This window comes from Tepidicella xavieri (genome assembly GCF_004363315.1).
Classification (GTDB): Bacteria; Pseudomonadota; Gammaproteobacteria; order Burkholderiales; family Burkholderiaceae_C; genus Tepidicella; species Tepidicella xavieri.
In genome coordinates this window covers 280163-302023 of the sequence record NZ_SNYL01000001.1, presented here as the reverse complement: position 1 = coordinate 302023, position 21861 = coordinate 280163, and the positions used below count along the sequence as shown (strand labels likewise).

Genomic DNA, 21861 nt, shown 5'->3' with positions numbered 1-21861 from the left:
GGCGATGGACCAGGTGCGCCGCGCGGAGATGGCCACCGACGCGCAGGCGGTGCGAGCCGCGCTGGGCACTGGCCAGCGTAAGACGCTCAGGCAGCTGCTGTGGGGCATGCGGCGCAACCCCAGCAGCTGGAGCGCCCGCCAGCTCGATGCCATGCACTGGCTGCAGCGCTCGACGCTCAAGAGCGCGCGGGCGTGGCGGCTGAAGATGGCGCTGCGCGAGGTGTACGCACGGGCCACAGCGCACAACAGCATCGAGCAGGCCGCATCCGACCTCAGGGCCTGGCTGAGCTGGGCGCGGCGCTGCCGGCTCGAGCCGTTCAAGAAGCTGGCGGCCACGCTCAAGGAGCGCTTCGACGCCGTCGTGCGCGGGATGGTCGATCACCGCAGCAACGCCTTCGTCGAGGCGATGAACGGGTTGCTACAACAGGCCAAGCGCGCCGCGCGCGGCTTCAGGACGAGCCAGAACTTCATCGCCATCGCCTACCTGCGCATGTCCAAGCTCAAGCACCTGCCGGCCAGCCCGTTCGCGCCGGCGATGCCCCAGTGACGGTGTTGCTTTCCACACGAAACGACATGGAGCCGGCCGAGCCGGCGGCGGGGAAGAACTCGGGGGCTTGCGTGCCCTGCATTTCTACCATCGCCGCAGCGCCGTGCAAGCCAGCACCGCCGCATTGGACGCCTGGCAAGCGCAGGCCGTTGCCTGGGCCCCCTGAACCGCCTGAAAGCCCTGCTTCCATCCACATACCGTTGCCTGAGATACCGTTGTCTGAGCCGAGGAGACCCCCATGACCTTGCCGCCCGCCCCACCTGCCGAGTACAACTTTGCACACGACCTGATGCAGCGCAACGCCGGCCGCGCCGCTCGAGCGGCCCTGATCGACGATCACGGCCAACTCACTTACGGCGAATTGGCCGAACAGGTGCAACGCATGGCCGCCGCCCTGCAGTCGCTGGGGCTGCGGCGTGAGGAGCGCGTGCTGCTGCTGATGCACGACTGCAACGAATGGATCGTTTCCTTCTTGGGCGGCCTGTATGCCGGCATCGTGCCGGTGTGCCTCAACACCCTGCTGACCGCCGAAGACTATGCCTACATGCTGCGCCACAGCCGCGCCCAGGCCGCGCTGGTGTCCGAACCCCTGCTGCCCACGCTGGAATCCGCCTTGGCCCAGGGGCCACATGAAATCCAGCACCTCGTCGTGCCTCGCCCCTCTGAAGGGCTGAGCAGCCGCAGCGGCCTGCCCGTGCTGGCGCTCGATGCGCTGCTCGCCCGACAAGCCCCCCTCACCCAACCCGTTCCCACCCTGGCCGATGAAGCCGCCTTCTGGCTGTATTCCAGTGGCTCCACCGGGCGGCCCAAAGGCACGGTCCATACCCAGGCCAACCTGTACTGGACCGCCGAGCTGTATGCCAAGCCTGTGCTGGGCTTGACCGAAGCCGACACCGTCTTCTCTGCGGCCAAGCTGTTTTTTGCCTACGGCTTGGGCAACGCCCTGAGTTTCCCCTTGAGCGTGGGCGCGACGGTGGTGCTGATGGCCGAGCGCCCCACCCCGCCCGCCGTGTTCGCCCGCCTGACAGGGCGCACGCCCACCCTGGCCGGCCGCAAGCCCACCGTGTTTTATGGGGCCCCCACCGGCTACGGTGGCATGCTGGCCCACCCCGATCTGCCGCCACGCAGCGAAGTGGCCCTGCGCCTGTGCTCATCCGCTGGCGAAGCCCTGCCGCGCGACATCGGCGAACGCTGGACGGCGCGCTTCGGCGCCGAGATCATTGACGGCATCGGCTCCACCGAAATGCTGCACATCTTCCTGTCCAACCGCCCCGGGGACGTGCGCTACGGCACCACCGGCAAGCCGGTGCCGGGCTACGAGGTGGAACTGCGCGGCGAAGACGGCCTGTCTCTGCCGCCCAATGCCGATGGATCCATCGACATCGGTGACCTGTACGTCAAAGGGCCCAGCGCCGCCCTCATGTACTGGCACAACCGCGAGAAATCCCGCGACACCTTTCGCGGCGAATGGACCAAAAGCGGCGACAAATACAGCCGCGACGCCGAAGGCTACTACACCTACGCGGGCCGCAACGACGACATGCTCAAAGTCAGCGGCATCTACGTCAGCCCCTTCGAGGTGGAAGCCACGCTCGTGCAGCATCCCGCCGTGCTGGAAGCCGCCGTCATCGGCAAGACCGACAGCGACGGCCTGGTCAAGACCAAAGCCTTCATCGTTCTGAAGCCCGGGCATGTGCTGAGCGAAGACGAGGTCAAAGCCTTCGTCAAGGAACGACTGGCTCCCTACAAATACCCGCGGTTCATCGAGTTCGTGGAGGAACTGCCCAAAACCGCGACCGGCAAAATCCAGCGCTTCAAGCTGCGTGACCTGGAAGCCCACCGCGCCGGGCAGCCTCGATAGCCCCGGCGCTTGCACCCGGTTCAGTCCGGATGCTGCAAAGCCGACTGGGGCAGGCCAAACACCTTGTCAAACACCCAGGTGAACACCATGGTGTAGAAGAAAAAGAACACCAGCAGCCCCAGATCGGCCACCAAGGCCACCCACAGCGAGGTTTGCAGCCACCACGCCATCACCGGCACGAGCAAAATGGCCAGGCCCCCTTCAAACCCCAGGCCATGCGCCACCCGGCGCTGCCAGGTACGGCCTTTGACCCTCTGGCGGCGTTCCCAGCGCTCGAACAGGCCGTTGAACACATAGTTCCACGCCAAGGCAATGCCCGAAGTCAACAATGCCAGGCCCAACGCCGAATGCGCCGGCTCACGAAACACCCAGGCCAGCGCCACCGAGACGATGAGCACCGCAAACGTCTCGTACAGCACGGCCTGAACCACCCGCCGCGTGCGCGGCCCCATGCGCCGCCACCAGGGCGGCTGGGCCACCACTGCCGTCTGCCCCGGGGCCATCACGTGTCCTTGGAGATCTTGATGGTCGGGAACTTGGCCGAAAAGTCCTTGGCCTTGCCGGCCACGGTGATGGCCACCTGCCGCGCCACGGCCTTGTAGATGCCGGCGATTTCGCCATCGGGATCGGCCACCACGGTTGGCTGACCGTTGTCGGCCTGCAGGCGAATCTGCATGTTCAATGGCAGCGCCCCCAGGTAATCGACGCCGTATTCCTGGGCCATGCGCTGGCCGCCATCGGCGCCAAAGATGTGCTCGGTGTGGCCACAGTTGGGGCAGCAGTACACGGCCATGTTCTCAACGATGCCCAGAATCGGCACGCCCACCTTCTCGAACATGCGAACGCCCTTGCGCGCGTCCAGCAGGGCAATGTCCTGCGGTGTGGTGACGATGACAGCACCCGTCATGGGCACGCGCTGCGCCAGCGTCAGCTGAATGTCGCCGGTGCCCGGCGGCATGTCCACGATCAGGTAGTCCAGATCTTTCCAATGGGTCTGGCGCAACAGTTGCTCCAGCGCCTGGGTGGCCATGGGGCCGCGCCAGATCATGGCTTCGTTCTTGTCCACCAGAAAACCGATGGACATGACCTGCACGCCATAGTTCTCCAGCGGCTCCATGGTCTGGCCGTCGAGGCTTTCGGGCCGCCCTTCGATGCCCATCATCATCGGCTGGCTGGGGCCGTAAATGTCGGCATCCAGCAGTCCCACCCGGGCCCCTTCGGCCGCCAGCGCCAGCGCCAGGTTGACCGCCGTGGTGCTCTTGCCGACCCCGCCCTTGCCCGAGGCCACGGCAATGATGTTGCGCACCTGCGGCAGCAATTGCACGCCCCGCTGCACCGCATGGGCGATCACCTTGGTGTGCAGCTGCACCGACACATTGCCCACCCCGGGCACCGCCTTGGCCGCAGCCACCAGCGCTTGGCGCAAGGCCGGATGCTGGCTGCGGCAGGGGTAGCCCAGCTCCACGTCGAACGACACGTCCGTGCCGTGCACCTGCAGGTTTTTCAGGGCCTTGGTGGTGACGAAGTCTTTGCCCGTATGGGGGTCCGTGACGGCCTGCAAGGCCTGCAAGAGCGCTTGGGTTTCGATAGCCAACGTGATCTCTCCTCTGGAAGCGTGGGCAACGATTGTCGCAGAGGGCGCCGCAGAGCGCCCAGCCCAGATGCGATAGAGCCTACGCCCGTCGGGCTTACGCGCCGCGCGCACGTGGAAATGACATGGCCGTGCGCGGGCCGATGGGCCTGTCTAAGGGCAGGCCCCAACCCGGGGTCAAGCCGCCGCAGGCGCGTCGTCCACCTCGGCAAACAGCATGACGGCCGGCAAATCCAGGCCCACGCTGTCGAGCCGCACGGTGGCGCCGGCCGCAAAGGGGTGCAGCACCCACAAGCCATCGGGCCCTTTGCGGTATACGTCCACGGTGCGGTCCTGCGGATCGATCAGCGCATACTCCTGCAAGCTGGGCAACAGACGGTAGAAGCCGAACTTGGCGCCGCGGTCGTACCCCGCGGTGGATTCCGACAGCACCTCGATCAGCAGCCGCGGCTCGCGCTTGACCAGCCGGTCTTGCGCGTCGGCGGGGCTGCACGTCACCATCACATCCGGATAGTGGAAGCTGTTGGCCGCCTGCACATGCAGCTTCATGTCGGCCATGTAGGTGCGGCAAGGCGTGCCGCTGAGGTGCTGGCGCAGGGCCATCGCCGCATTGAGGCTGACCGTCACATGCCGGTCATCGGCCCCGGCCATGGCAAACACCTCGCCATCGACGTATTCATGGCGCAGGGTTTGACCGGCCTCCCATTGCAGGTAGTCCTCGGCGGTGAAGCGGGTTTTTTCAGCAGGCAGGCCCATGGCGTGCAGTGGTTGGACGATCGCAAGACAACACGCCGCATCATAGCCGGGCCACCCGATAAAATCCACGGCTTACTTCTGCCACGCATCCCAGGCTCGCGCATGTCCTCGACTCCCCGCCGCTTCTTCGTCACCACCGCCCTGCCCTACGCCAATGGGCACTTTCACATCGGCCACATCATGGAATACATCCAGGCCGACATCTGGGTGCGCATGCAGCGCATGCACGGGCACGAGGTGCACTTCGTCGGCGCCGACGATGCGCACGGCGCCCCGATCATGATCGCGGCCGAAAAAGCCGGCAAGACGCCACAACAGTTCGTCGCCGAAATCGCAGCGGGCCGCGCGCAGTACCTGGATGGCTTTCACATCCGGTTCGACAACTGGCACAGCACCGACGGCCCCGAAAACCACGAGCTGGCCCAGCGCATCTACCTCGACCTCAAGGCCAACGGCCTGATTGCCACCCGGACCATCGAACAGTTCTTCGACCCCGAGAAGGCCATGTTCCTGCCCGACCGCTTCATCAAGGGCGAGTGCCCCAAGTGCGGCGCGGCAGACCAGTACGGCGACTCCTGCGAAAGCTGCGGCGCGGTCTATGCCCCCACGGAACTGAAAAACCCCTATTCGGCCCTGTCCGGCGCCACGCCGGTGCTGCGCAGCTCCGAACACTATTTCTTCAAGCTGTCGGACCCGCGCTGCATCGAATTCCTGGAAAACTGGACCGCCGAGCCCGGGCGGCTGCAACCCGAGGTGCTCAACAAAATCAAGGAATGGTTCGCCAAAGACGAGCAAGGCAACGGCGGCCTGGGCGACTGGGACATTTCGCGCGATGCGCCCTATTTCGGCATCGAAATCCCCGACGCCCCCGGCAAATACTTCTACGTCTGGCTCGACGCCCCCATCGGCTACCTGGCCAGCCTGAAAAACCACTTCGACAAGGGTCAGGCCGCGAATCACTGGCACGCGCCGTCGCGCACCACGCAGTCCTACGACGAGTTTGTGGCCGACCCTGCCGTGGAGCAGGTGCACTTCATCGGCAAAGACATCACCTACTTCCACACCCTGTTCTGGCCGGCCATGCTGCATTTCAGCGGCCGCAAGACGCCCACCCAGGTCAATGTGCACGGTTTCATCACCGTCAACGGCGGCCAGAAAATGAGCAAAAGCCGCGGCACGGGCATCGACCCGCTGAAATACCTCCGCCTGGGCCTCAACCCCGAGTGGCTGCGCTACTACCTGGCGGCCAAGCTCAACAGCCGGGTGGAAGACGTGGACTTCAACCCCGACGATTTCGTGGCCCGCGTCAACAGCGACCTGATTGGCAAATACATCAACATCGCCTCGCGCGCCGCCGGCTTCATCGGCAAGCGCTTTGGCGGGCAGCTGGGCACCATCTCGGCCGATGGCGAAACGCTGCTGGATGCGCTGCAGCAAGCCGTCCCGGGAGTGGCCGAGTTGCTGGCCGAGCGCGAGTACGGCAAAGCCGTGCGCGAAGTCATGGCGTTGGCCGATCGGGTCAACGAATACGTGGACGCCAACAAGCCGTGGGAACTGGCCAAGCAGGCGGGCATGGAGGCCCGGCTTCACGATGTGTGCACCACCTGCATCGAATGCTTCCGGGTGCTGACCGCGCTGCTCAAACCCGTGCTGCCCGCGCTGGCGGCTCAGGTGGAGGACTTCCTGCGCTGCGAACCCCTGACCTATGCCAACGCCACCGTGGCGCTGGGGGCGGGCCACACCATCGGCACGTATCAGCACTTGATGCAGCGGGTGGATGTCAAGCTGCTCGAAGCGCTGTTCGAGCCCCCCGCCGCGCCGGCAGCCACACCAGCGGCGCCAGCGGTCCCCGGTGGCGAGCCGATGGCCGAGACCATCTCCATCGACGACTTTGCCAAGATCGATCTGCGCATCGCCCGCATCGAGGCGTGCGAAGCGGTCGAAGGCTCCACCAAGCTGCTGCGCCTGACGCTGGACGTTGGCGAAGGCCGCACGCGCAACGTCTTCAGCGGCATCGCCAGCATGTACCGGCCCGAGGATTTGGTGGGCAAGCTCACGGTGGTCGTGGCGAATCTGGCCCCGCGCAAGATGAAGTTCGGCGTCAGCGAAGGCATGGTACTGGCCGCCAGCCATGCCGACGAACAAAGCCAGCCGGGCATCTACGTGCTCCACCCCTGGCCGGGGGCCCAGCCGGGCATGCGGGTGCGCTGACCCTGGCTCGGCGGGTGTAATATCTCGGGCATGGCCTCTGTCATGCCCAAGCTCGCCACGTTTCGTCCCCGCCTACTGGCAGATCTTCGGGATTACAACCGCCAACGACTGGCCAAAGACATCGGCGCCGGCGCCACGGTCGGCATCGTGGCCTTGCCCTTGGCCATGGCGTTTGCCATCGCCAGCGGTCTCAAGCCCGAAGCTGGCCTGTGGACGGCCATCATCGCCGGCTTTCTGATTTCGGCCCTCGGCGGGTCGTCGGTGCAAATCGGCGGGCCGGCTGGCGCATTCATCGTGGTGGTCTATGGCATCGTGGAACGCTACGGGCTGCCCAGCCTGCTCATTTGCACGCTGGGCGCGGGGATCTTGCTGTTTCTGCTTGGACTGTTCCGCCTCGGCACCCTGGTGCGCTACGTGCCTGTCAGCGTGGTCATTGGGTTCACCAACGGCATCGCCGTGCTGATCGCGCTGTCGCAGTTGCGCGACGTGCTGGGCCTGCAGGTGGAAAAAATGCCGGCCGACTTCTTCCACCAAATCGGTGTCTTGGCCAACCATATCGACAGCTTCAACCCATCGGCCTTCGGCTTGGCCATAGGCTGCATGGCGCTGCTGTTTCTCTGGCCCCGGCTGTGGCAGAGCGACTCGGTGTTTCGGCAAAAGCTGGCCGGCATCGACCGCAGCAGCACGCTGCAGGCAGTCTCTCGGGTTCCGGCGCCCATTATCGCGCTGGTGGGGCTATCCTGGCTGGCCTGGGCCCTGGCCTTGCCGGTGGAGACGATCGGCTCGCGGTTTGGCGGCATCCCCAAAAGCCTGCCGGCCTTCCAATGGCCGCCCTTGTCTTGGGAGACGGCCAAGATGCTTGTAGTGCCCACGCTGACGCTGGCCTTGCTGGGGGCCATCGAATCGCTGCTGTGCGCCCGCGTGGCCGATCAACTCAGCGACCGCCCCAAGCACGACCCCAACCAGGAACTGATGGCGCAAGGCGTGGCCAATGCCGTGATGCCCTTCGTTGGCGGCATGCCCGCCACCGGCACGATTGCCCGCACAGTCACCAACATCCGCGCCGGCGCCACTTCGCCGGTGGCCGGCATGGTCCATGCCGCCACTTTGGCCACCGTGGTGCTGTTGGCCGCGCCACTGGCCAAGCACATCCCGTTGGCGGTGTTGGCCGGCATCCTGCTGTTCGTGGCCTGGAACATGGGCGAATGGAAAGCGTTTGCCCGCCTGCGTCAATTCAGCCCTCACTACCGGCTGATGTTGCTGTCCACCTTCGTGGTGACGGTGGTGTTTGACCTCATGGTGGCGGTTGAACTGGGCCTGGTGCTGGCCGTGGTGCTGTTCGTGCGCCGCCAAAGCGACATCTTCCGGGCCGAACCCTTGGCGCCGTCGGTCGATGGACGTCTGCGGTTCCGGCTTTACGGTTCTTTGTTTTTCGGCGCCGTCACCAAGATCGACCCCCTGATCGATGCCGCCGAACGGGCCCCAGACGGCCTGCACATGGAGCTCGATGCCAGTCAACTCGTCTCGCTCGACACCACGGGCCTGGACGCGCTGGAGCAACTCCACAAAGCACTGGACAAGCGCGGCGGTCGCTTGAGCATCACGGGCCTACATGGACATGCCCGCTCGCTCATCGAGCGATCCGGCTTCATCGACCGCCTGAGACCGGCCGACGAACTACAATGAAGGGTTGTCTTTGCAGCCACTTCACCACATCGCCATGAACCTGTTCGCCCGCCCGCACTACGTGTCCGACGCCACGCAATTCATCGAGTCGCTCAAGCAGCAGCGGCCCGAACTGGAGGCCGAGCAGCGCCAGGGCCGCGCCCTGCTCTGGGACAAGGCCATCGACCGCGCCTTCATGGCGCAGGCGCAGGCGGCCCGCGTCAAGCAAAAGCCCTACGTGTACCAGACCGAGCCCTCGCTGCGCTGACGCTCTGCCGGGCTCCCCAATGACCGCTGCCCCCCCGCCCGAGGCCGATCTCTCGCTGCCCGCGCCCGAAGCGCTGCCCGAGAGCATGCCCGAAGTCGTGGACCAGGTGGCGCTGGCCCGGCTTTACGGGGAGCCGCTGTTCACCCTCCCGCAAGACCTCTACATCCCGCCGGACGCGCTGGAGGTCTTTCTGGAAGCCTTCGAAGGGCCACTGGACCTGCTGCTCTACCTCATCCGCAAGCAGAACTTCAACATCCTCGACATCCCCATGGCCGAGGTCACCCGGCAATACCTCAGCTATGTGGAGCAAGTGCGCGCCCGCAACCTGGAACTGGCCGGCGAGTACCTGCTGATGGCCGCCATGCTCATCGAGATCAAGTCCCGCATGCTGCTGCCGCCCAAAGTCAGCGACGATGGGGAGGAGGCCGAGGACCCACGGGCCGAACTGGTCCGGCGGCTGCTCGAATACGAACAGATCAAACTGGCTGCCGAGCGCCTCCATGAGCTACCCCAATTGGGGCGCGACTTTCTGCGGGCCCAGGTCTATGTGGAGCAGGCCCTCACCCCGCGCTTCCCCGACGTGCATCCACAAGACCTGGCCGACGCTTGGCGCGACATCCTACGACGCGCCAAGCTGGTGCAACATCACAAAATCACCCGGGAAGAGCTGAGCGTGCGCGAACACATGAGCCTGATCCTGCGCCGCCTGCAAGGGCGCCGCTTCGTGGAATTTGGCGAGTTGTTCGACCCCACCCAAGGGGCGGCGGTGATCGTGGTGACTTTCATCGCCATGCTGGAGCTGGCCAAAGAAACGCTCATCGAGCTGACCCAGGCCGAAGCCTACGCCCCCATCTACGTGCGCCTGACCTATACGCCTGCCTGATTTTCCTCTGATGAACGACAAGCCCCCCTCTGGCGCCGCTGCGCCCACCCGGCATTTCGATGTGCTCATCGTGGGCAGCGGCCTGGCCGGCCTGAGCACCGCCTTGCTGCTGCCCTCTCACTTGCGCGTGGCCATCCTCACCAAGCGCACCATCGAAGACGGCTCCAGCGGCTGGGCCCAAGGCGGCATTGCCGCCGTGTTGGCCGATGGCGACAGCTTCGATGCCCATGTGCAAGACACCTTCGTGGCCGGCGCCGGCCTGTGCGACCCGGCGGCCACCCGCTTCACCGTCGAAAACGCCCCGGCGGCCATCGCCTGGCTGCGCGCGCTGGGCACCCCGTTCACCGAGCACGACGGGGAACTGCACCTGACACGCGAAGGCGGCCACAGCCACCGCCGCATCGTGCACGCGGCTGACGCCACCGGCGCCGCCGTGCAACAAACCCTCATCGAACGGGTGCGCCAGGCCAGCCACATCCAGGTGTTCGAAACCCACAACCTGGTGGACCTCATCCTCAGCGACAAGCACGCCCAACACGCCACAGCGCCACGCCGCTGCCTGGGCGCTTACGCCCTGAACGAAAGCACCGATGAAGTCGAAGCCTTCGTGGCGCCGCACACCGTGCTGTGCACGGGCGGGGCAGGCAAGGTGTATCTCTACACCTCCAACCCCGATACCGCCACCGGCGACGGCATCGCGGCCGCCTGGCGCGCCGGCTGCCGGGTGGCCAACATGGAGTTCATCCAGTTCCACCCCACCTGCCTGTACCACCCCAAGGCCAAGAGCTTTCTCATCAGCGAAGCCGTGCGGGGTGAAGGCGGTTTGCTGAAACTGCCTGCGCACCTGGGCGGGCACCGCTTCATGCCCGACCACGACCCGCGCGCCGAACTGGCGCCACGCGACGTGGTGGCCCGGGCCATCGACTTCGAGATGAAAAAACACGGCCTGGACTGCGTGTACCTCGACATCACCCACCAGCCGCCCCCCTTCCTGCGCGAACACTTCCCCAACATCCTGGCCCGCTGCGCCGAACTGGGCATCGACATCACCCGCGAGCCCATCCCCGTGGTGCCGGCGGCGCACTACACCTGCGGCGGCGTGGTCACCGACCTGAAAGCCCGCGCCGATTTGCCGGGCCTGTATGTGGTGGGCGAAGCCAGCTACACCGGGCTGCACGGCGCCAACCGGCTGGCCAGCAACTCCTTGTTGGAATGCATGGTCTTTGCGCGCGCGGCCGTCGGCGACATCCTGGCCCAGCCGCCCTGGACGCCGCCCCCCGTGCGGCCGTGGGACGACAGCCGTGTCATCGACGCAGACGAGCAAGTGGTCATCAGCCACAACTGGGACGAACTGCGCCGCTTCATGTGGGACTACGTCGGCATCGTGCGCACCGACAAGCGGCTGGAACGTGCCGCCCACCGCATTGCGCTGCTCAAGGCCGAGATTCAGGAGTTCTACCAGAGCTTCCACGTCACCCGCGACTTGCTGGAACTGCGCAACCTGGTGGAAGTGGCCGACCTGATCGTGCGCTGCGCCCAAGCCCGCAAAGAAAGCCGCGGCCTGCACTTCAGCCGCGACCACCCCGACCTGTTGCCCGAAGCACGCCCCACCATTCTCCAGCCGGAGCACGCGAAAATCGCGCTATAATGTAGGACTTCGGCGTGTAGCGCAGCCTGGTAGCGCACTTGCATGGGGTGCAAGGGGTCGCGAGTTCGAATCCCGCCACGCCGACCATAAAAATCAACGGCTTACAGCTCGCAAGGCTGTAAGCCGTTTTTCTTTTCAGATGTTGATGCACCCGTTGTATCAAACGTTGTATTCACCCAGACCTTGGCCCTGCACCGACCGCCCCCTACATCGGCCACAAAACAACAACCAAACAAAGACCTGAAATACAAAAAGCCCGCACATCGGCGGGCTTTGTTTTTAGTGGAATTGGTGGGTCGTGCAGGATTCGAACCTGCGACCAACGGATTAAAAGTCCGCTGCTCTACCAACTGAGCTAACGACCCAACCTTTAATTTTTTGCAATCAACTTCGTTGCTTGCTGAGCCTCAAATTATAGCGTGATTTTTCAGTGTTTTGGAAGAGGCCCAGAATTTTTTGACTTTCCCGGATCTGCCGCCAGCCTGTCCAGCATCCAGCCGGCGGCGCACAGGCCGAACGTGGCCGTGACCGCGACGCTGGAGCCGTAGCCGTGGCAATTGAGGGCGCTGCCCGGAGCGGCCGCCATCTCGCAGGCGCCAGCGGGCGCGGCCACCGGCTCGCGGCTGAATACGCAAGTCACCCCTATCGGGCCTTGTCGCGGGGCCGCGTGCGCCTTGCGCAAGCGGTGGCGCAAACGGGCCAGCACCGGGTCGTGCGTCACGGCCGACAAATCGTCCAACTCCACGGCTTGCGCCTGCCGCTTTCCGCCTGCCGCGCCCACGGTGACGAAGCGGGCGCCTGCTTGCATCGCCCAAGCGGCCATCACCTCTTTGGCCGCCGCTTGGTCGCAGGCATCGATGACGCCATCGGGCACCCCGATCGCACTGGCCTGCGCCCACAGCGCCAACCAGTTGTCGCGGTCCACGTAGTCGTCCAAGGTTTGCACCTGGGCCCAAGGATGGATCTGGGCGATGCGCTCGCGCATGGCCTGCACCTTGGCCTGGCCGAGCGTGTCGCTGAGGGCATGCACCTGACGGTTGGTGTTGGATTCGGCCACGTGGTCCATGTCGATCAGGGTGATGCGGCCCACGCCGCTGCGCGCCAGCGCCTCGGCCGCCCAGGATCCGACCCCACCGATGCCGACGACCACCACATGCGCATCGAATATCCGCTGCGCCCCGGCGCTGCCGTACAAGCGGCGCAAGCCGCCGAAACGGCGCTCGAAATCGGCCTCGACCACCGCGCCCTGTGCCAAGAGGGGCTCACTCACGCTCGATCAGCCACATCTGGAAGCGGAACCCGCCCAAAGCCCCCAGTACGATGCCCAAGACGGCAATCACGCTGGTCAGACTGAGCGTGGACAGGCCGGACAAGCCCTGCCCCACGGTGCAACCCATGGCGGTCACCCCGCCCACCCCCATGCAAATGGCGCCGACGATGTGCAGGGCCGTGTCCTGGGTGCTGCTGAAGCCTTCCCAACGGAAAGTGCCGGAGGCCACGGCATACACGAAAGCCCCCAGCACCACGCCCGCCACGGTCACCACCCCCAGGGTGAGCACTTTGGAAGCGTCGCTGAAATAAATGAGCCAGTCGATGACGTAGGCCATCGGGGCCGTGAAGGTGAGCGACTCCATGCGCCCGGTGTTGGAAGCCAGGAATACCGATTCCAGGGTTTCGGGATGTTCCTCCACGAAGCCGAGGTGCCCGGTCACCCACCACAAAGCCGCCACGGTCGCGCCGATACCCATGCCAGCCAGCCAGTTGTCGGCTGAAGCCCGGAAATCGCGATTCAGGGCCGCCCACAGCACCAGCCCCACCCCCACCACGCCGCCCACCAGCAGTCCGCTGCTCGGCACGCTCCAGCCCATGACCGACGACAGCCACAGCGGCAGGGCATTGCTGCTTTCCATCTCGAAGGCCACGCGATCGACCGTCTGCACCCGCCACACCGCGGTGATGCCGCGCAGCGTGGCAAACGCCGCCAGCCCCATCACCACAAACACCACCAAAGACTTGAGGTTGCCCCCGCCGATGCGCACCAGCGTCTTGCTGCCGCACCCCGAGCCCAGCACCATCCCGAACCCGAACAGCGCCCCACCCACCAAGGCCGACAGCCAGATGACGCGGGGGCCGGTGTAGATGGTCTGAAAGGGGTCGATCCACCCCAACCATGCCATGCCATAAAACCCGAGCATGGCCACGCCGACGGCCATGCCCCACATGCGCATGCGCGTCCAGTCGCCCATGTTGACGATGTCGCTGATGGCCCCCATGGTGCAAAAATGGGTGCGTTGCGCCACCGCCCCGAACACGAACGCGACGGCCAGCGCGGCCCAGAGCACCTGGTGATACAGGCTTTGGATATCGGCAGTTTCCATGACCGGAATTGTAGGGGCCGCCGCCCCTGAGCCGCCTGCCCCGTTTGGCCAAGCGGCCCAGCCACAGGCGTGTCATGGGGCGCGGGCATAATCCGGCTCACCCGGTGAATCTCATGCAAGGCGTCGATCACTACGAAAACTTCCCTGTCGCCTCGTGGCTGTGCCCGCCGGCTTTGCGTCCCCCGATCGTGGCGATCTACCGCTTCGCCCGCACCGCCGACGACCTGGCCGACGAAGGGAATGCACCGGCTCCACAACGCCTGGCCGCATTGCAGGCCTACCGGGCCGAGCTGGGCCGCGCCTGCGCCGCGCCGTTGCCGCCCCCTCACGGGCGTTGGCCCGAAGTGTTTGGCCCGCTGGCGGTCCAGATACAGCGGCACGCCCTGCCGGCGCAATGGCTCCATGCCCTGCTCGACGCTTTCGAGCAAGACGTGCGATATACCGCCGAGGGCCTGCGCTACCCGGACATGCCCGCGCTGCTGGACTACTGCAGCCGTTCGGCCAACCCTGTGGGCCGGCTACTGCTGCACCTCTATGGGGTGAGCGATCCCGCGGCCTGGCGGCAGAGCGATGCCATTTGCAGCGCCTTGCAACTGATCAACTTCTGGCAGGACTTGCGCATCGACCTGTCCCGCCAACGGCATTACCTGCCCACGGAATGCCTGCATCGCCACGGCGTGGACGAAGCCACGCTGCAGGCCGGCCGCCCCTGCCCCCCGGCCGAGGCCATGGTGTTGGAACTGTCGGCCCACGCGCGTGCGCTGATGCGGCAAGGCGCACCGCTGGCCCGGCGACTTCCCGGGCGCGTGGGATGGGAATTGCGCCTGGTGGTACAAGGTGGGCTGCGAATTCTTGACAAAATCGATAGTTTGGATGGGCGCACCTGGCAGCAACGCCCGCGCCTGACCGCCGCCGACGTGCCGCTCCTGCTGTGGCGCGCCTGGCGCCGGCCCGCCGCCCTGCCCCCTTCCCAGGCCCACACTGACGAGACCCGCTCATGACTTTTGCACCTTTCTGGCCCGCGGGCCGTGTTGCCAGCAGGCTGGCTGGCCTGTTCCTGGGCGCCCTGGCGGCCCTGGCTTGCGGCCCCGCCGCCACGCAACCACTGGTGCCGATCGAAACCGCCCGGCTGGACACGGTATGGCAGTTGCCCCAGCGCTCGGCGCCGGCGCAAGTGATGGCGCGCAACGAATCTCGGCTGGCCGCCGAGGTGGGCGGCACCGTGACCCGCTGGACGGCCGATGTGGGCGCCAGCGTCACGCGCGGCGCCCTGCTGGTGCAGATCGACCCGCAAGACTATGAGCTGGCCGTTCAACGCGCCGAAGCCGGCTTGCAGGCCGCCCAGGCCCGCCTGCGCTTGGGTGAAGCCCAGTTGGCACGGGCTCGTGAACTGGTGACCCAAGGCTTTTTCTCGCAAGAAGCGCTGGCCCAGCGCGAAACCGAGGTGGCGCTGCAACGGGCCGACCTGGCTGCCGCCGAGTCGCAACTGGCCTCGGCCCGACGCCAGTTGGCGCGCACGAGCATCCGGGCGCCCTTCGCCGGCACGGTGGTGCAGCGCATGGCGCAACTGGGTGAGGCGGTGGCACCCGGCGCGCCTTTGTTCGTGCTGGCCGAAACCGGGGCGGCGGAGGTGCAGGCCAGCGTGACGCCGGCCGACATCGGCGGACTGCGCCGTGCCAGCGCCGTGCATTTCCAACCCCAGGGGCAAGACCGGCGGCATGCGCTGAAACTGCTGCGCGTGACGGGCACCGTGCAAGCCGGCAGCCGCACCCAGACGGTGCGCCTGGGCTTTGAGGGCCCTGCCGCGCTGCCGCCCGGCACCAGCGGCCTGCTGTGGTGGGAGGACCCCACCCCGCATGTGCCCGCCAGCCTGGTGGTCAAGCGGGGCAACCGGCTCGGCGTGTTCGTGCGCGAAGGCCGCACCGCCCGCTTCGTGGCACTGCCCGACGCGCAGGAAGGCCGCGCCGTTCCCATCGCGCTGCCGGGCGAAACGCTGATCGTGGTGCGCGGCCAGGCCGCGCTCAACGATGGCCAATCCATCGACTGACGCGGAGCCCACGATGCGATTCATGCGCGCCTTGCTGACCAACCACCCGCTGGCCAACATCGCCTTCGTGGTGGTGATGCTGATCGGCCTGGTGAGCTACCTCCAGATGCCCCGCGAGCAAGACCCGGAAATCAACTTCAACTGGGTCAACATCACCACGGTGCTCCCCGGCGCCAGCGCGGAAGACGTCGAACGGCTCATCACCAACCCGCTGGAAGACGCCATCCAGGGCGTGGCCGACGTGCGCTTCGTCATCTCCAACTCGCGCGAAAACGTCTCCAGCATGCTGGTGCGCTTTCGCGAGATCAACGAGCGCACCTTCGACAAGCGCATGAACGATCTGCGGCGCGAGATCCAGAACAAAGCGGCCAGCGAACTGCCCGCCGAAGCCCGCGAACCCCGCATCCTCGAAATCACCACCTCCAACGGTTTTCCGACCGCCTCCATTCGCCTGATGGGGCAGGCCGACGACGAGACCCTGCGCGTCAACGCCCGGCGCATCAAGTCCGACCTGGAACGCATGAGCGGCATCGATCAGGTGTTTGCGTCGGGCCTGCGCGACCCGGAAATTCTCGTCAGCCCCGACCCGGCGGCCCTGGCGGCGCGCCACCTCACGGCGGCGGACGTGGCCGACGCGCTGCGCGCCTGGTGGCGCGACACCTCGGCCGGCACCCTCAAGACGCAGGACGGGGCCTGGTCGGTCAGTCTGCGCGGCGTGCAAGTGGACCCGGCCAGCCTGGCCACGCTGCCGGTGGCCTCCGCCAGCCGCCCGGGGGCAGGCGCCCGGCTCGGTGAAGTGGCCCGCATCGAGCAGGCGCGCGCGCCGGCCTCGCAATATGCCTCCTCCGACGGCCGCCCCACCATCTCGATGGCGGTCACGAAAAAAGCCCGGGTCAACACCCTGGAACTGGTGGACCGCTTGCGTGCTTACATCGAGGAGCAGAACCCCATCCTCGCGCAGCAAGGGCTGACACTGGCGCTGACCGATGACCAGACCGTGCCCACGCGCGAAGCCATCGACGTGATGCAGACCAACGCCCTGTACGGCATCCTGCTGGTGCTGGCGGTGTGCTGGCTGTTCCTGGGCTGGCGCATCGGCGTGCTGGTGGCCCTGGGCATCCCATTCTCACTCATGGGCACTTTTGCCTTGCTGGCCCCGCTGGACTACACGGTCAACGTCTCGGTGCTGCTGGGTGTGGTCATCGCGCTGGGGATGCTGGTGGACGATGCCGTGGTAGTGGTGGAAGCCATCTACTACCGCATGGAGCGTGGCCAGCAGGTGCTGCAGGCCAGTCTGGACGGCATCGCCGAAGTGTGGAAGCCGGTGACCGCCTCCATCGCCACCACGCTGGCGGCCTTCCTGCCGCTGATGCTGCTGCCCGGCATCGTGGGCAAGTTCATGTTCGTCATCCCTTTCGTGGTGACGGTGGCGCTGCTCATCTCCATCATCGAGGCGTTCTGGATGATGCCGGTGCATGTGAGCGTGATCGGCGTGCGGTTCGACAAACCCTCGCGCGTGCAGCGCTGGCGCAACGCCTTCAACCACGCCATCCGCCTGCGCTATGCCCAGGCACTGGCCTACGTGCTGCGCCGCCCCGTGCGCTTCGGCCTGGTGGGTTTGGGCATCATCGGGCTGGCCATCTCGCTGGTGGTCACCGGCATCGTGCGGGTGCAGTTCTTTGCGTTCGATCCGGTGCGCGCGTTTTATGTGAACGTGGACATGCCCGCCAGTGCCACGCTGGAAGAGACGCTGGCGGCCACCGAGGCCGTGGAGCGCGAAGTGCGCCGGCACCTGCGGGGCGTGGGCCCGGCCGAAGAAGGCCACGAGGCCCGGGCCGTCACCTCCACGGCGGGGCTGAAGTTCACCGACACCGAGCCGGTCTATGGCGACCAGTACGGCCAGGTGTTCGTCTCGCTCAACCCCCGCACCGACGACGCCCGCGAGGTGATGGAGGTGGTCGAAGCCATGCGTGCCGACATCGAGGCCATGAGCACGCCCGGCCTCAAGAGCTTTACCGTGCTCTCTGGCGGCCCGCCGGCGGGCAAAGCCATCAGCATCAAGGTGCGCGGCGACGACTTCGACCGCATCCAGGAAGCGGCCAATGCCATCAAGGAACTCGTGGCGGCCATCCCCGGCACGAAGGACATCCAGGACGACAACCTGCCGGGCCGGCCCCAACTGCAGCTCAGCCTCAACCGCGAAGCCATGCGCGACATGGGGCTCAATGCCCAGCAGGTGGCGCGGCTGGTGCGCCTGGCCGTGGACGGCGAGACGGTCGCCTTCACCCGGGACCAGGGCGACAAGATCGAACTGCGCGTGCGCAGCGCCTCGGCGCTGGATCTGCGGCCAGACCCGGCCGAACTGCTCAACGAACCCGTTGCCCTGCCCAATGGGCAGATCACCCGACTGGGAGAACTGGTCGATGTGGAGGTACAGCCCGGCCGCGGGTTCATCCGCCACTACAACCTGCGCCGCACCATCACCGTGGAGGCCAACCTCGACAAAGACATCACCGACACCAAGGCCGCCAACGACATGATCAAGGCCGGCTGGGAACGCATCCGGGCGAACCACCCCGGCATCGACCTGGACTTCTCTGGCGAGTTGGAGGACATCGAAGAAAGCCTCAACGCCATGGGCTTGCTGTTCCTGCTCGGCGTGGGACTGATCTACCTGATTCTGGCGGCCCAATTCCGCAGCTACTTCCAGCCGCTGATGATTCTGGTCTCGGTGCCCCTGGCTTTCACGGGCGTGGCCTTCGGCCTGGCCATTTCGGGCAACCCGCTGTCGCTGTACACGCTCTACGGCGTGATCGCGCTCAGCGGCATTGCGGTGAACTCGGCCATCGTGCTCATCGATGCGGCCAATGACCGGCTCCAGCAAGGCATGAGTGTGATGCACGCCACCATCTACGCAGCGCGGCGGCGTGTGGTGCCCGTGCTCATCACCAGCACCACCACCATCGGCGGGCTGTCCTCGCTGGCGTTCGGGCTGGGTGGGCAAAGCCTGCTGTGGGGGCCGGTGGCCGCCAGCATCGTCTGGGGCCTGGCCGTCTCCACCGTGCTGACGCTCTTCGTCGTGCCGCTGCTCTATCAGAGCTTCATGCGCCGCCGTCAGGCCTGGGTCCGCGGCAAGGAGCGGGCATGACCCCCGAAGCCTACGCGCAGGACAAAGCCGCCGCCTCGGGCAGCAGCTTCTACTACGCCTTCCTCTTTCTGCCACCGCAGCGGCGCGCAGCCATCACCGCCTTTTACGCCTTCTGCCGTGAAATCGACGACATGGTCGATGAAGTACACGACCCCGGCGTCGCCCAGGCCAAGCTTCAGTGGTGGCGCCAGCAGGTGCTGCGCTGCTTCGATGCGGCGCATGGCCCGCCAGAGCACCCGGCCCTGCTCGCCCTCAAGCCGCACCTGAAGGCTTACGGCATCGAAGCCACGCACCTGATGCAAGTGATCGACGGCTGCCAGATGGATCTGGAACAGTCCCGCTATCTGGATTTCGCGGGGCTGCAGCGCTATTGCCACCTCGTGGCCGGCGTGGTGGGCGAAGTGGCCGCCCGCATCTTTGGTCAGACCGACCCCGCCACCACCGCCTACGCGCACCGGCTCGGGCTGGCTTTCCAGCTCACCAACATCATCCGCGACGTGGGCGAAGACGCCCTGCGCGGACGCATCTACCTGCCCGTCAATGAACTGCAACGCTTCGACGTGAAGGCCCACGAACTGCTCAAGCGCGGCCAGGCCAGCGACGCCACGTTCCCCGACCGTTTCGGTGCGCTCATGCGCTTCCAGATCGAACGCGCCCTGGGCTGCTACGACGAAGCGCTGGCCATGCTGCCCCATGCCGACCGGCGCTCCCAAAAGCCCGGCCTGATGATGGCCAGCATCTACCGCACCCTGCTGCGCGAAATCGCCACCGAACCGCACCTGGTGCTGAACCAGCGCGTGAGCCTGACGCCATTGCGCAAGTTCTGGCTGGCCTGGAAAGTGCAGGCCCTGGGGCGGCTGTGAAGCCCCATGTGGCCATCGTGGGCAGCGGCTGGGCCGGACTGGCGGCGGCCGTGCGCAGCGTGCAACTCGGTCTGCGGGTCAGCCTGATTGAAGCGGCACGCCATTGGGGCGGGCGCGCCCGCCGACTCGACGTGCCCTTGCCCGACGGCACCCGCTTGCCCCTGGACAACGGTCAGCACATCCTCATCGGCGCGTACCGGCACACCTTGGCGCTCATGCAGACCGTGGGCATATCGCCCACCGACGTGCTGCACCCGATGCCGCTGGACTTGCGGTTTGCCGATGGCAGCGGCCTGGCCGTGCCCCGCTGGGCCCAGCGCTGGCCCGCCCCGCTGGACACCCTGGCCGCGGTGCTCTGCGCCCGAGGCTGGGAGGGCTCGGCCCGGCTGGCCTTCATGGCGCATGCCTGGCGTTGGCAACGCGATGGCTTCACCTGCTCGCCCCACCTGAGCGTGGCCGCGCTCTGCCACGGCCTGCCCGCCACCGTGATGCAGGACCTGGTCGAGCCGCTGTGTGTGGCCGCGCTCAACACCACGGCGGCCGAAGCCAGCGCCCAAGTGTTTCTCACCGTGCTGCGCGACGCCCTCTGGGGCCAGGGCTTTGGCCCTTGGCGCGCCTCCACGCTGCTGCTGCCACGCGCGGATTTGGGGCGACTGCTGCCCGACGCGGCCGTGGACTGGCTACACGCCCAAGGCGCCAGCCTGCGCAACGGCACCCGGTTGCGCCAGCTCGTGGACGAACGCACACGCTGGCGCCTGGTCACCACGGCCGGCGACCTCGAAGCCGACCACGTGATTCTGGCCACCGGGGCCAGCGACGCCCCCGAACTGCTGGCGACCTTGCCCGGCGTTGCGCCCGACTGGCTGGCACAGGCCCGCACATTGCGCCACGAACCCATCGCCACCGTCTATCTGCAAGGCGAGCTGCCCCACGGCTGGCCGGGCCGCCATCCGATGCTGGCCCTGCGTAGCCACCACCGCACGGCGCCAGCCCAGTATGTGTTCCACCGCAGCCGGCTCGACGGCATCCACTGGCCCGAGCCACTGCACCGGCGTCCAGTGCTCGCTTTCGTGGCCAGCGCCTGCCAGCTCCAACGCGCCGAGGTCGAGGCCGCCGTCGTCGCCCAGGCCGCCCATCAACTGGATCTGCGTGACGCCGTGGTATTGCAAACCGTCATCGAAAAACGCGCCACCTTCGTCTGCGCCCCGGGCCTGCAACGGCCAGACTTGGCCATCTCTCCACGGCTGACCGCCGCCGGCGACTACATCAGCGGCCCCTACCCGGCCACGCTCGAAGGCGCCGTGCGCAGTGGGCTTCAAGCGGCCGAGCGTACCGCCGCCCAGCTCAAAGCACCTTGAACAATTTGTCTCGAAATTCGTTCAACCGCCTGGCGCCAATCCGGTCTTCCTGCATCGCCTTGGCCCATGCGCGATAAGCCTGGCGCAATCCCTAGGTCCCTTGGGCGCGGGCAATGGTCTCGATCAAGGTCAGCCGTGAGTGCTGACCAAACACGGTGTTGACCGTGTTGATCATGAAGTTTCGCGCCATCTCGTTTTCAGCAGCGCTGCGCGTCGCCGCATCGGGCAACCCGTCGATCTCGCCGGCTTGGGCCGATTCGGCAGGCGTTTCGGGCTTGGCCGGTATCTGTATGGGACAGACCTCGATACACCCCTTGTCCAGCAGTTCACGAAGCAAGGGCTCGACTTCAGCACCACCGGCAAACATCGCCAGATCCTGGCCGCTTTTTTGGCCATTGACAAGGATCAACAGCCTGCGCGCCAGCGGCGTCAATCCCAGCGATCGGGTCTGGATCTCCTGTTGACCCAGTTCGGTCTTCGCGAATCGGGCACCCAACAAATCGATGGTCTCAAGCACGGTGACAGCACAAGGGTGATTTCAATCCCCAATCCCGCCAAGCTTTCCGACAGGAGGGAGCATAGGCATTCGAACGTGCATTGATTATGCCGACTGCACGTGGACACGCCTTCAGGGAAA

18 protein-coding genes and 2 tRNA genes are annotated in these 21861 nt (G+C 66.3%); 13 read left to right on the top strand and 7 right to left on the bottom strand.

The window, feature by feature from the left end:
* A partial coding sequence (locus DFR43_RS01420) for a transposase (protein WP_164499680.1) occupies window positions 1-547 on the top strand: 547 nt, incomplete at its 5' end.
* Window positions 548-785: 238 nt separating this feature from the next.
* Window positions 786-2408 carry a benzoate-CoA ligase family protein gene (locus tag DFR43_RS01415; protein ID WP_133595562.1) on the top strand — a complete coding sequence of 541 codons (1623 nt, stop codon included), beginning with the start codon at window positions 786-788 and terminating at the stop codon, window positions 2406-2408.
* A 20-nt stretch (window positions 2409-2428) separates the two neighbouring features.
* Here DFR43_RS01415 and DFR43_RS01410 read toward each other — a convergent pair whose 3' ends face one another.
* From DFR43_RS01410 to DFR43_RS01400, 3 genes are all read right to left on the bottom strand, one after another.
* Entirely contained in the window at window positions 2429-2911 is a 483-nt protein-coding gene (locus DFR43_RS01410) for a PACE efflux transporter (protein ID WP_245988787.1), read from the bottom strand.
* A complete protein-coding gene (gene apbC, locus DFR43_RS01405; protein WP_133595561.1) occupies window positions 2911-4002 on the bottom strand; it encodes an iron-sulfur cluster carrier protein ApbC in 1092 nt (363 codons plus the stop codon). Before apbC ends, DFR43_RS01410 begins: the two co-directional genes overlap by 1 nt.
* Before the next feature lie 174 nt (window positions 4003-4176).
* Complete coding sequence (locus DFR43_RS01400) at window positions 4177-4755, bottom strand: Uma2 family endonuclease (protein WP_133595560.1); 579 nt, start codon at window positions 4753-4755, stop codon at window positions 4177-4179.
* Between the two features lie 102 nt (window positions 4756-4857).
* Between DFR43_RS01400 and metG the strand changes: the two genes are divergently transcribed.
* The 6 genes from metG (at window position 4858) to DFR43_RS01370 (ending at window position 11517) form a co-directional block, all read left to right on the top strand.
* The gene (gene metG / locus DFR43_RS01395; protein ID WP_133595559.1) at window positions 4858-6966 is read left to right on the top strand and encodes a methionine--tRNA ligase; all 2109 of its coding nucleotides are present in this window, start codon (window positions 4858-4860) and stop codon (window positions 6964-6966) included.
* A gap of 30 nt (window positions 6967-6996) precedes the next feature.
* Window positions 6997-8652 carry a SulP family inorganic anion transporter gene (locus tag DFR43_RS01390; protein WP_133595558.1) on the top strand — a complete coding sequence of 552 codons (1656 nt, stop codon included), beginning with the start codon at window positions 6997-6999 and terminating at the stop codon, window positions 8650-8652.
* A gap of 34 nt (window positions 8653-8686) precedes the next feature.
* A complete protein-coding gene (locus tag DFR43_RS01385) occupies window positions 8687-8899 on the top strand; it encodes a DUF3460 family protein (RefSeq protein ID WP_133595596.1) in 213 nt (70 codons plus the stop codon).
* 19 nt (window positions 8900-8918) lie between these two features.
* A complete protein-coding gene (locus DFR43_RS01380; protein ID WP_133595557.1) occupies window positions 8919-9782 on the top strand; it encodes a segregation and condensation protein A in 864 nt (287 codons plus the stop codon).
* Window positions 9783-9792: 10 nt separating this feature from the next.
* Complete coding sequence (gene nadB / locus DFR43_RS01375; protein WP_133595556.1) at window positions 9793-11430, top strand: L-aspartate oxidase; 1638 nt, start codon at window positions 9793-9795, stop codon at window positions 11428-11430.
* A 10-nt stretch (window positions 11431-11440) separates the two neighbouring features.
* Window positions 11441-11517 (top strand) — tRNA-Pro (locus DFR43_RS01370).
* A gap of 202 nt (window positions 11518-11719) precedes the next feature.
* Here DFR43_RS01370 and DFR43_RS01365 read toward each other — a convergent pair.
* The 3 genes from DFR43_RS01365 to DFR43_RS01355 form a co-directional block, all read right to left on the bottom strand.
* Window positions 11720-11795, bottom strand: a tRNA-Lys gene (locus DFR43_RS01365).
* A gap of 62 nt (window positions 11796-11857) precedes the next feature.
* Window positions 11858-12700, bottom strand: coding sequence for a tRNA threonylcarbamoyladenosine dehydratase (locus tag DFR43_RS01360; protein WP_133595555.1), 843 nt, complete (start codon window positions 12698-12700; stop codon window positions 11858-11860).
* Window positions 12693-13808, bottom strand: a complete 1116-nt coding sequence (locus DFR43_RS01355; protein WP_133595554.1) for a YeeE/YedE family protein — start codon at window positions 13806-13808, stop codon at window positions 12693-12695. Before DFR43_RS01355 ends, DFR43_RS01360 begins: the two co-directional genes overlap by 8 nt.
* Before the next feature lie 113 nt (window positions 13809-13921).
* Here DFR43_RS01355 and hpnC point away from each other — a divergent pair, with 113 nt between their 5' ends.
* From hpnC to hpnE, 5 genes are read left to right on the top strand one after another with little or no spacing between them, the layout of a single operon-like run.
* On the top strand, window positions 13922-14809 hold the full coding sequence (gene hpnC, locus DFR43_RS01350; RefSeq protein WP_245988784.1) for a squalene synthase HpnC: 888 nt from the start codon (window positions 13922-13924) through the stop codon (window positions 14807-14809).
* A complete protein-coding gene (locus DFR43_RS01345; protein WP_133595552.1) occupies window positions 14806-15855 on the top strand; it encodes an efflux RND transporter periplasmic adaptor subunit in 1050 nt (349 codons plus the stop codon). Before hpnC ends, DFR43_RS01345 begins: the two co-directional genes overlap by 4 nt.
* A gap of 13 nt (window positions 15856-15868) precedes the next feature.
* On the top strand, window positions 15869-19003 hold the full coding sequence (locus tag DFR43_RS01340; RefSeq protein ID WP_133595551.1) for an efflux RND transporter permease subunit: 3135 nt from the start codon (window positions 15869-15871) through the stop codon (window positions 19001-19003).
* The gene (gene hpnD / locus DFR43_RS01335; protein ID WP_133595550.1) at window positions 19000-19866 is read left to right on the top strand and encodes a presqualene diphosphate synthase HpnD; all 867 of its coding nucleotides are present in this window, start codon (window positions 19000-19002) and stop codon (window positions 19864-19866) included. The genes DFR43_RS01340 and hpnD overlap by 4 nt, the downstream gene beginning before the upstream one ends.
* Window positions 19863-21224 carry a hydroxysqualene dehydroxylase HpnE gene (hpnE, locus tag DFR43_RS01330; protein ID WP_245988782.1) on the top strand — a complete coding sequence of 454 codons (1362 nt, stop codon included), beginning with the start codon at window positions 19863-19865 and terminating at the stop codon, window positions 21222-21224. The genes hpnD and hpnE overlap by 4 nt, the downstream gene beginning before the upstream one ends.
* Window positions 21225-21315: 91 nt before the next feature.
* Here the strand turns inward: hpnE and DFR43_RS01325 are convergent, their stop codons facing one another.
* A complete protein-coding gene (locus DFR43_RS01325) occupies window positions 21316-21741 on the bottom strand; it encodes a hypothetical protein (protein ID WP_245988781.1) in 426 nt (141 codons plus the stop codon).
* Window positions 21742-21861: the final 120 nt, after the last annotated feature.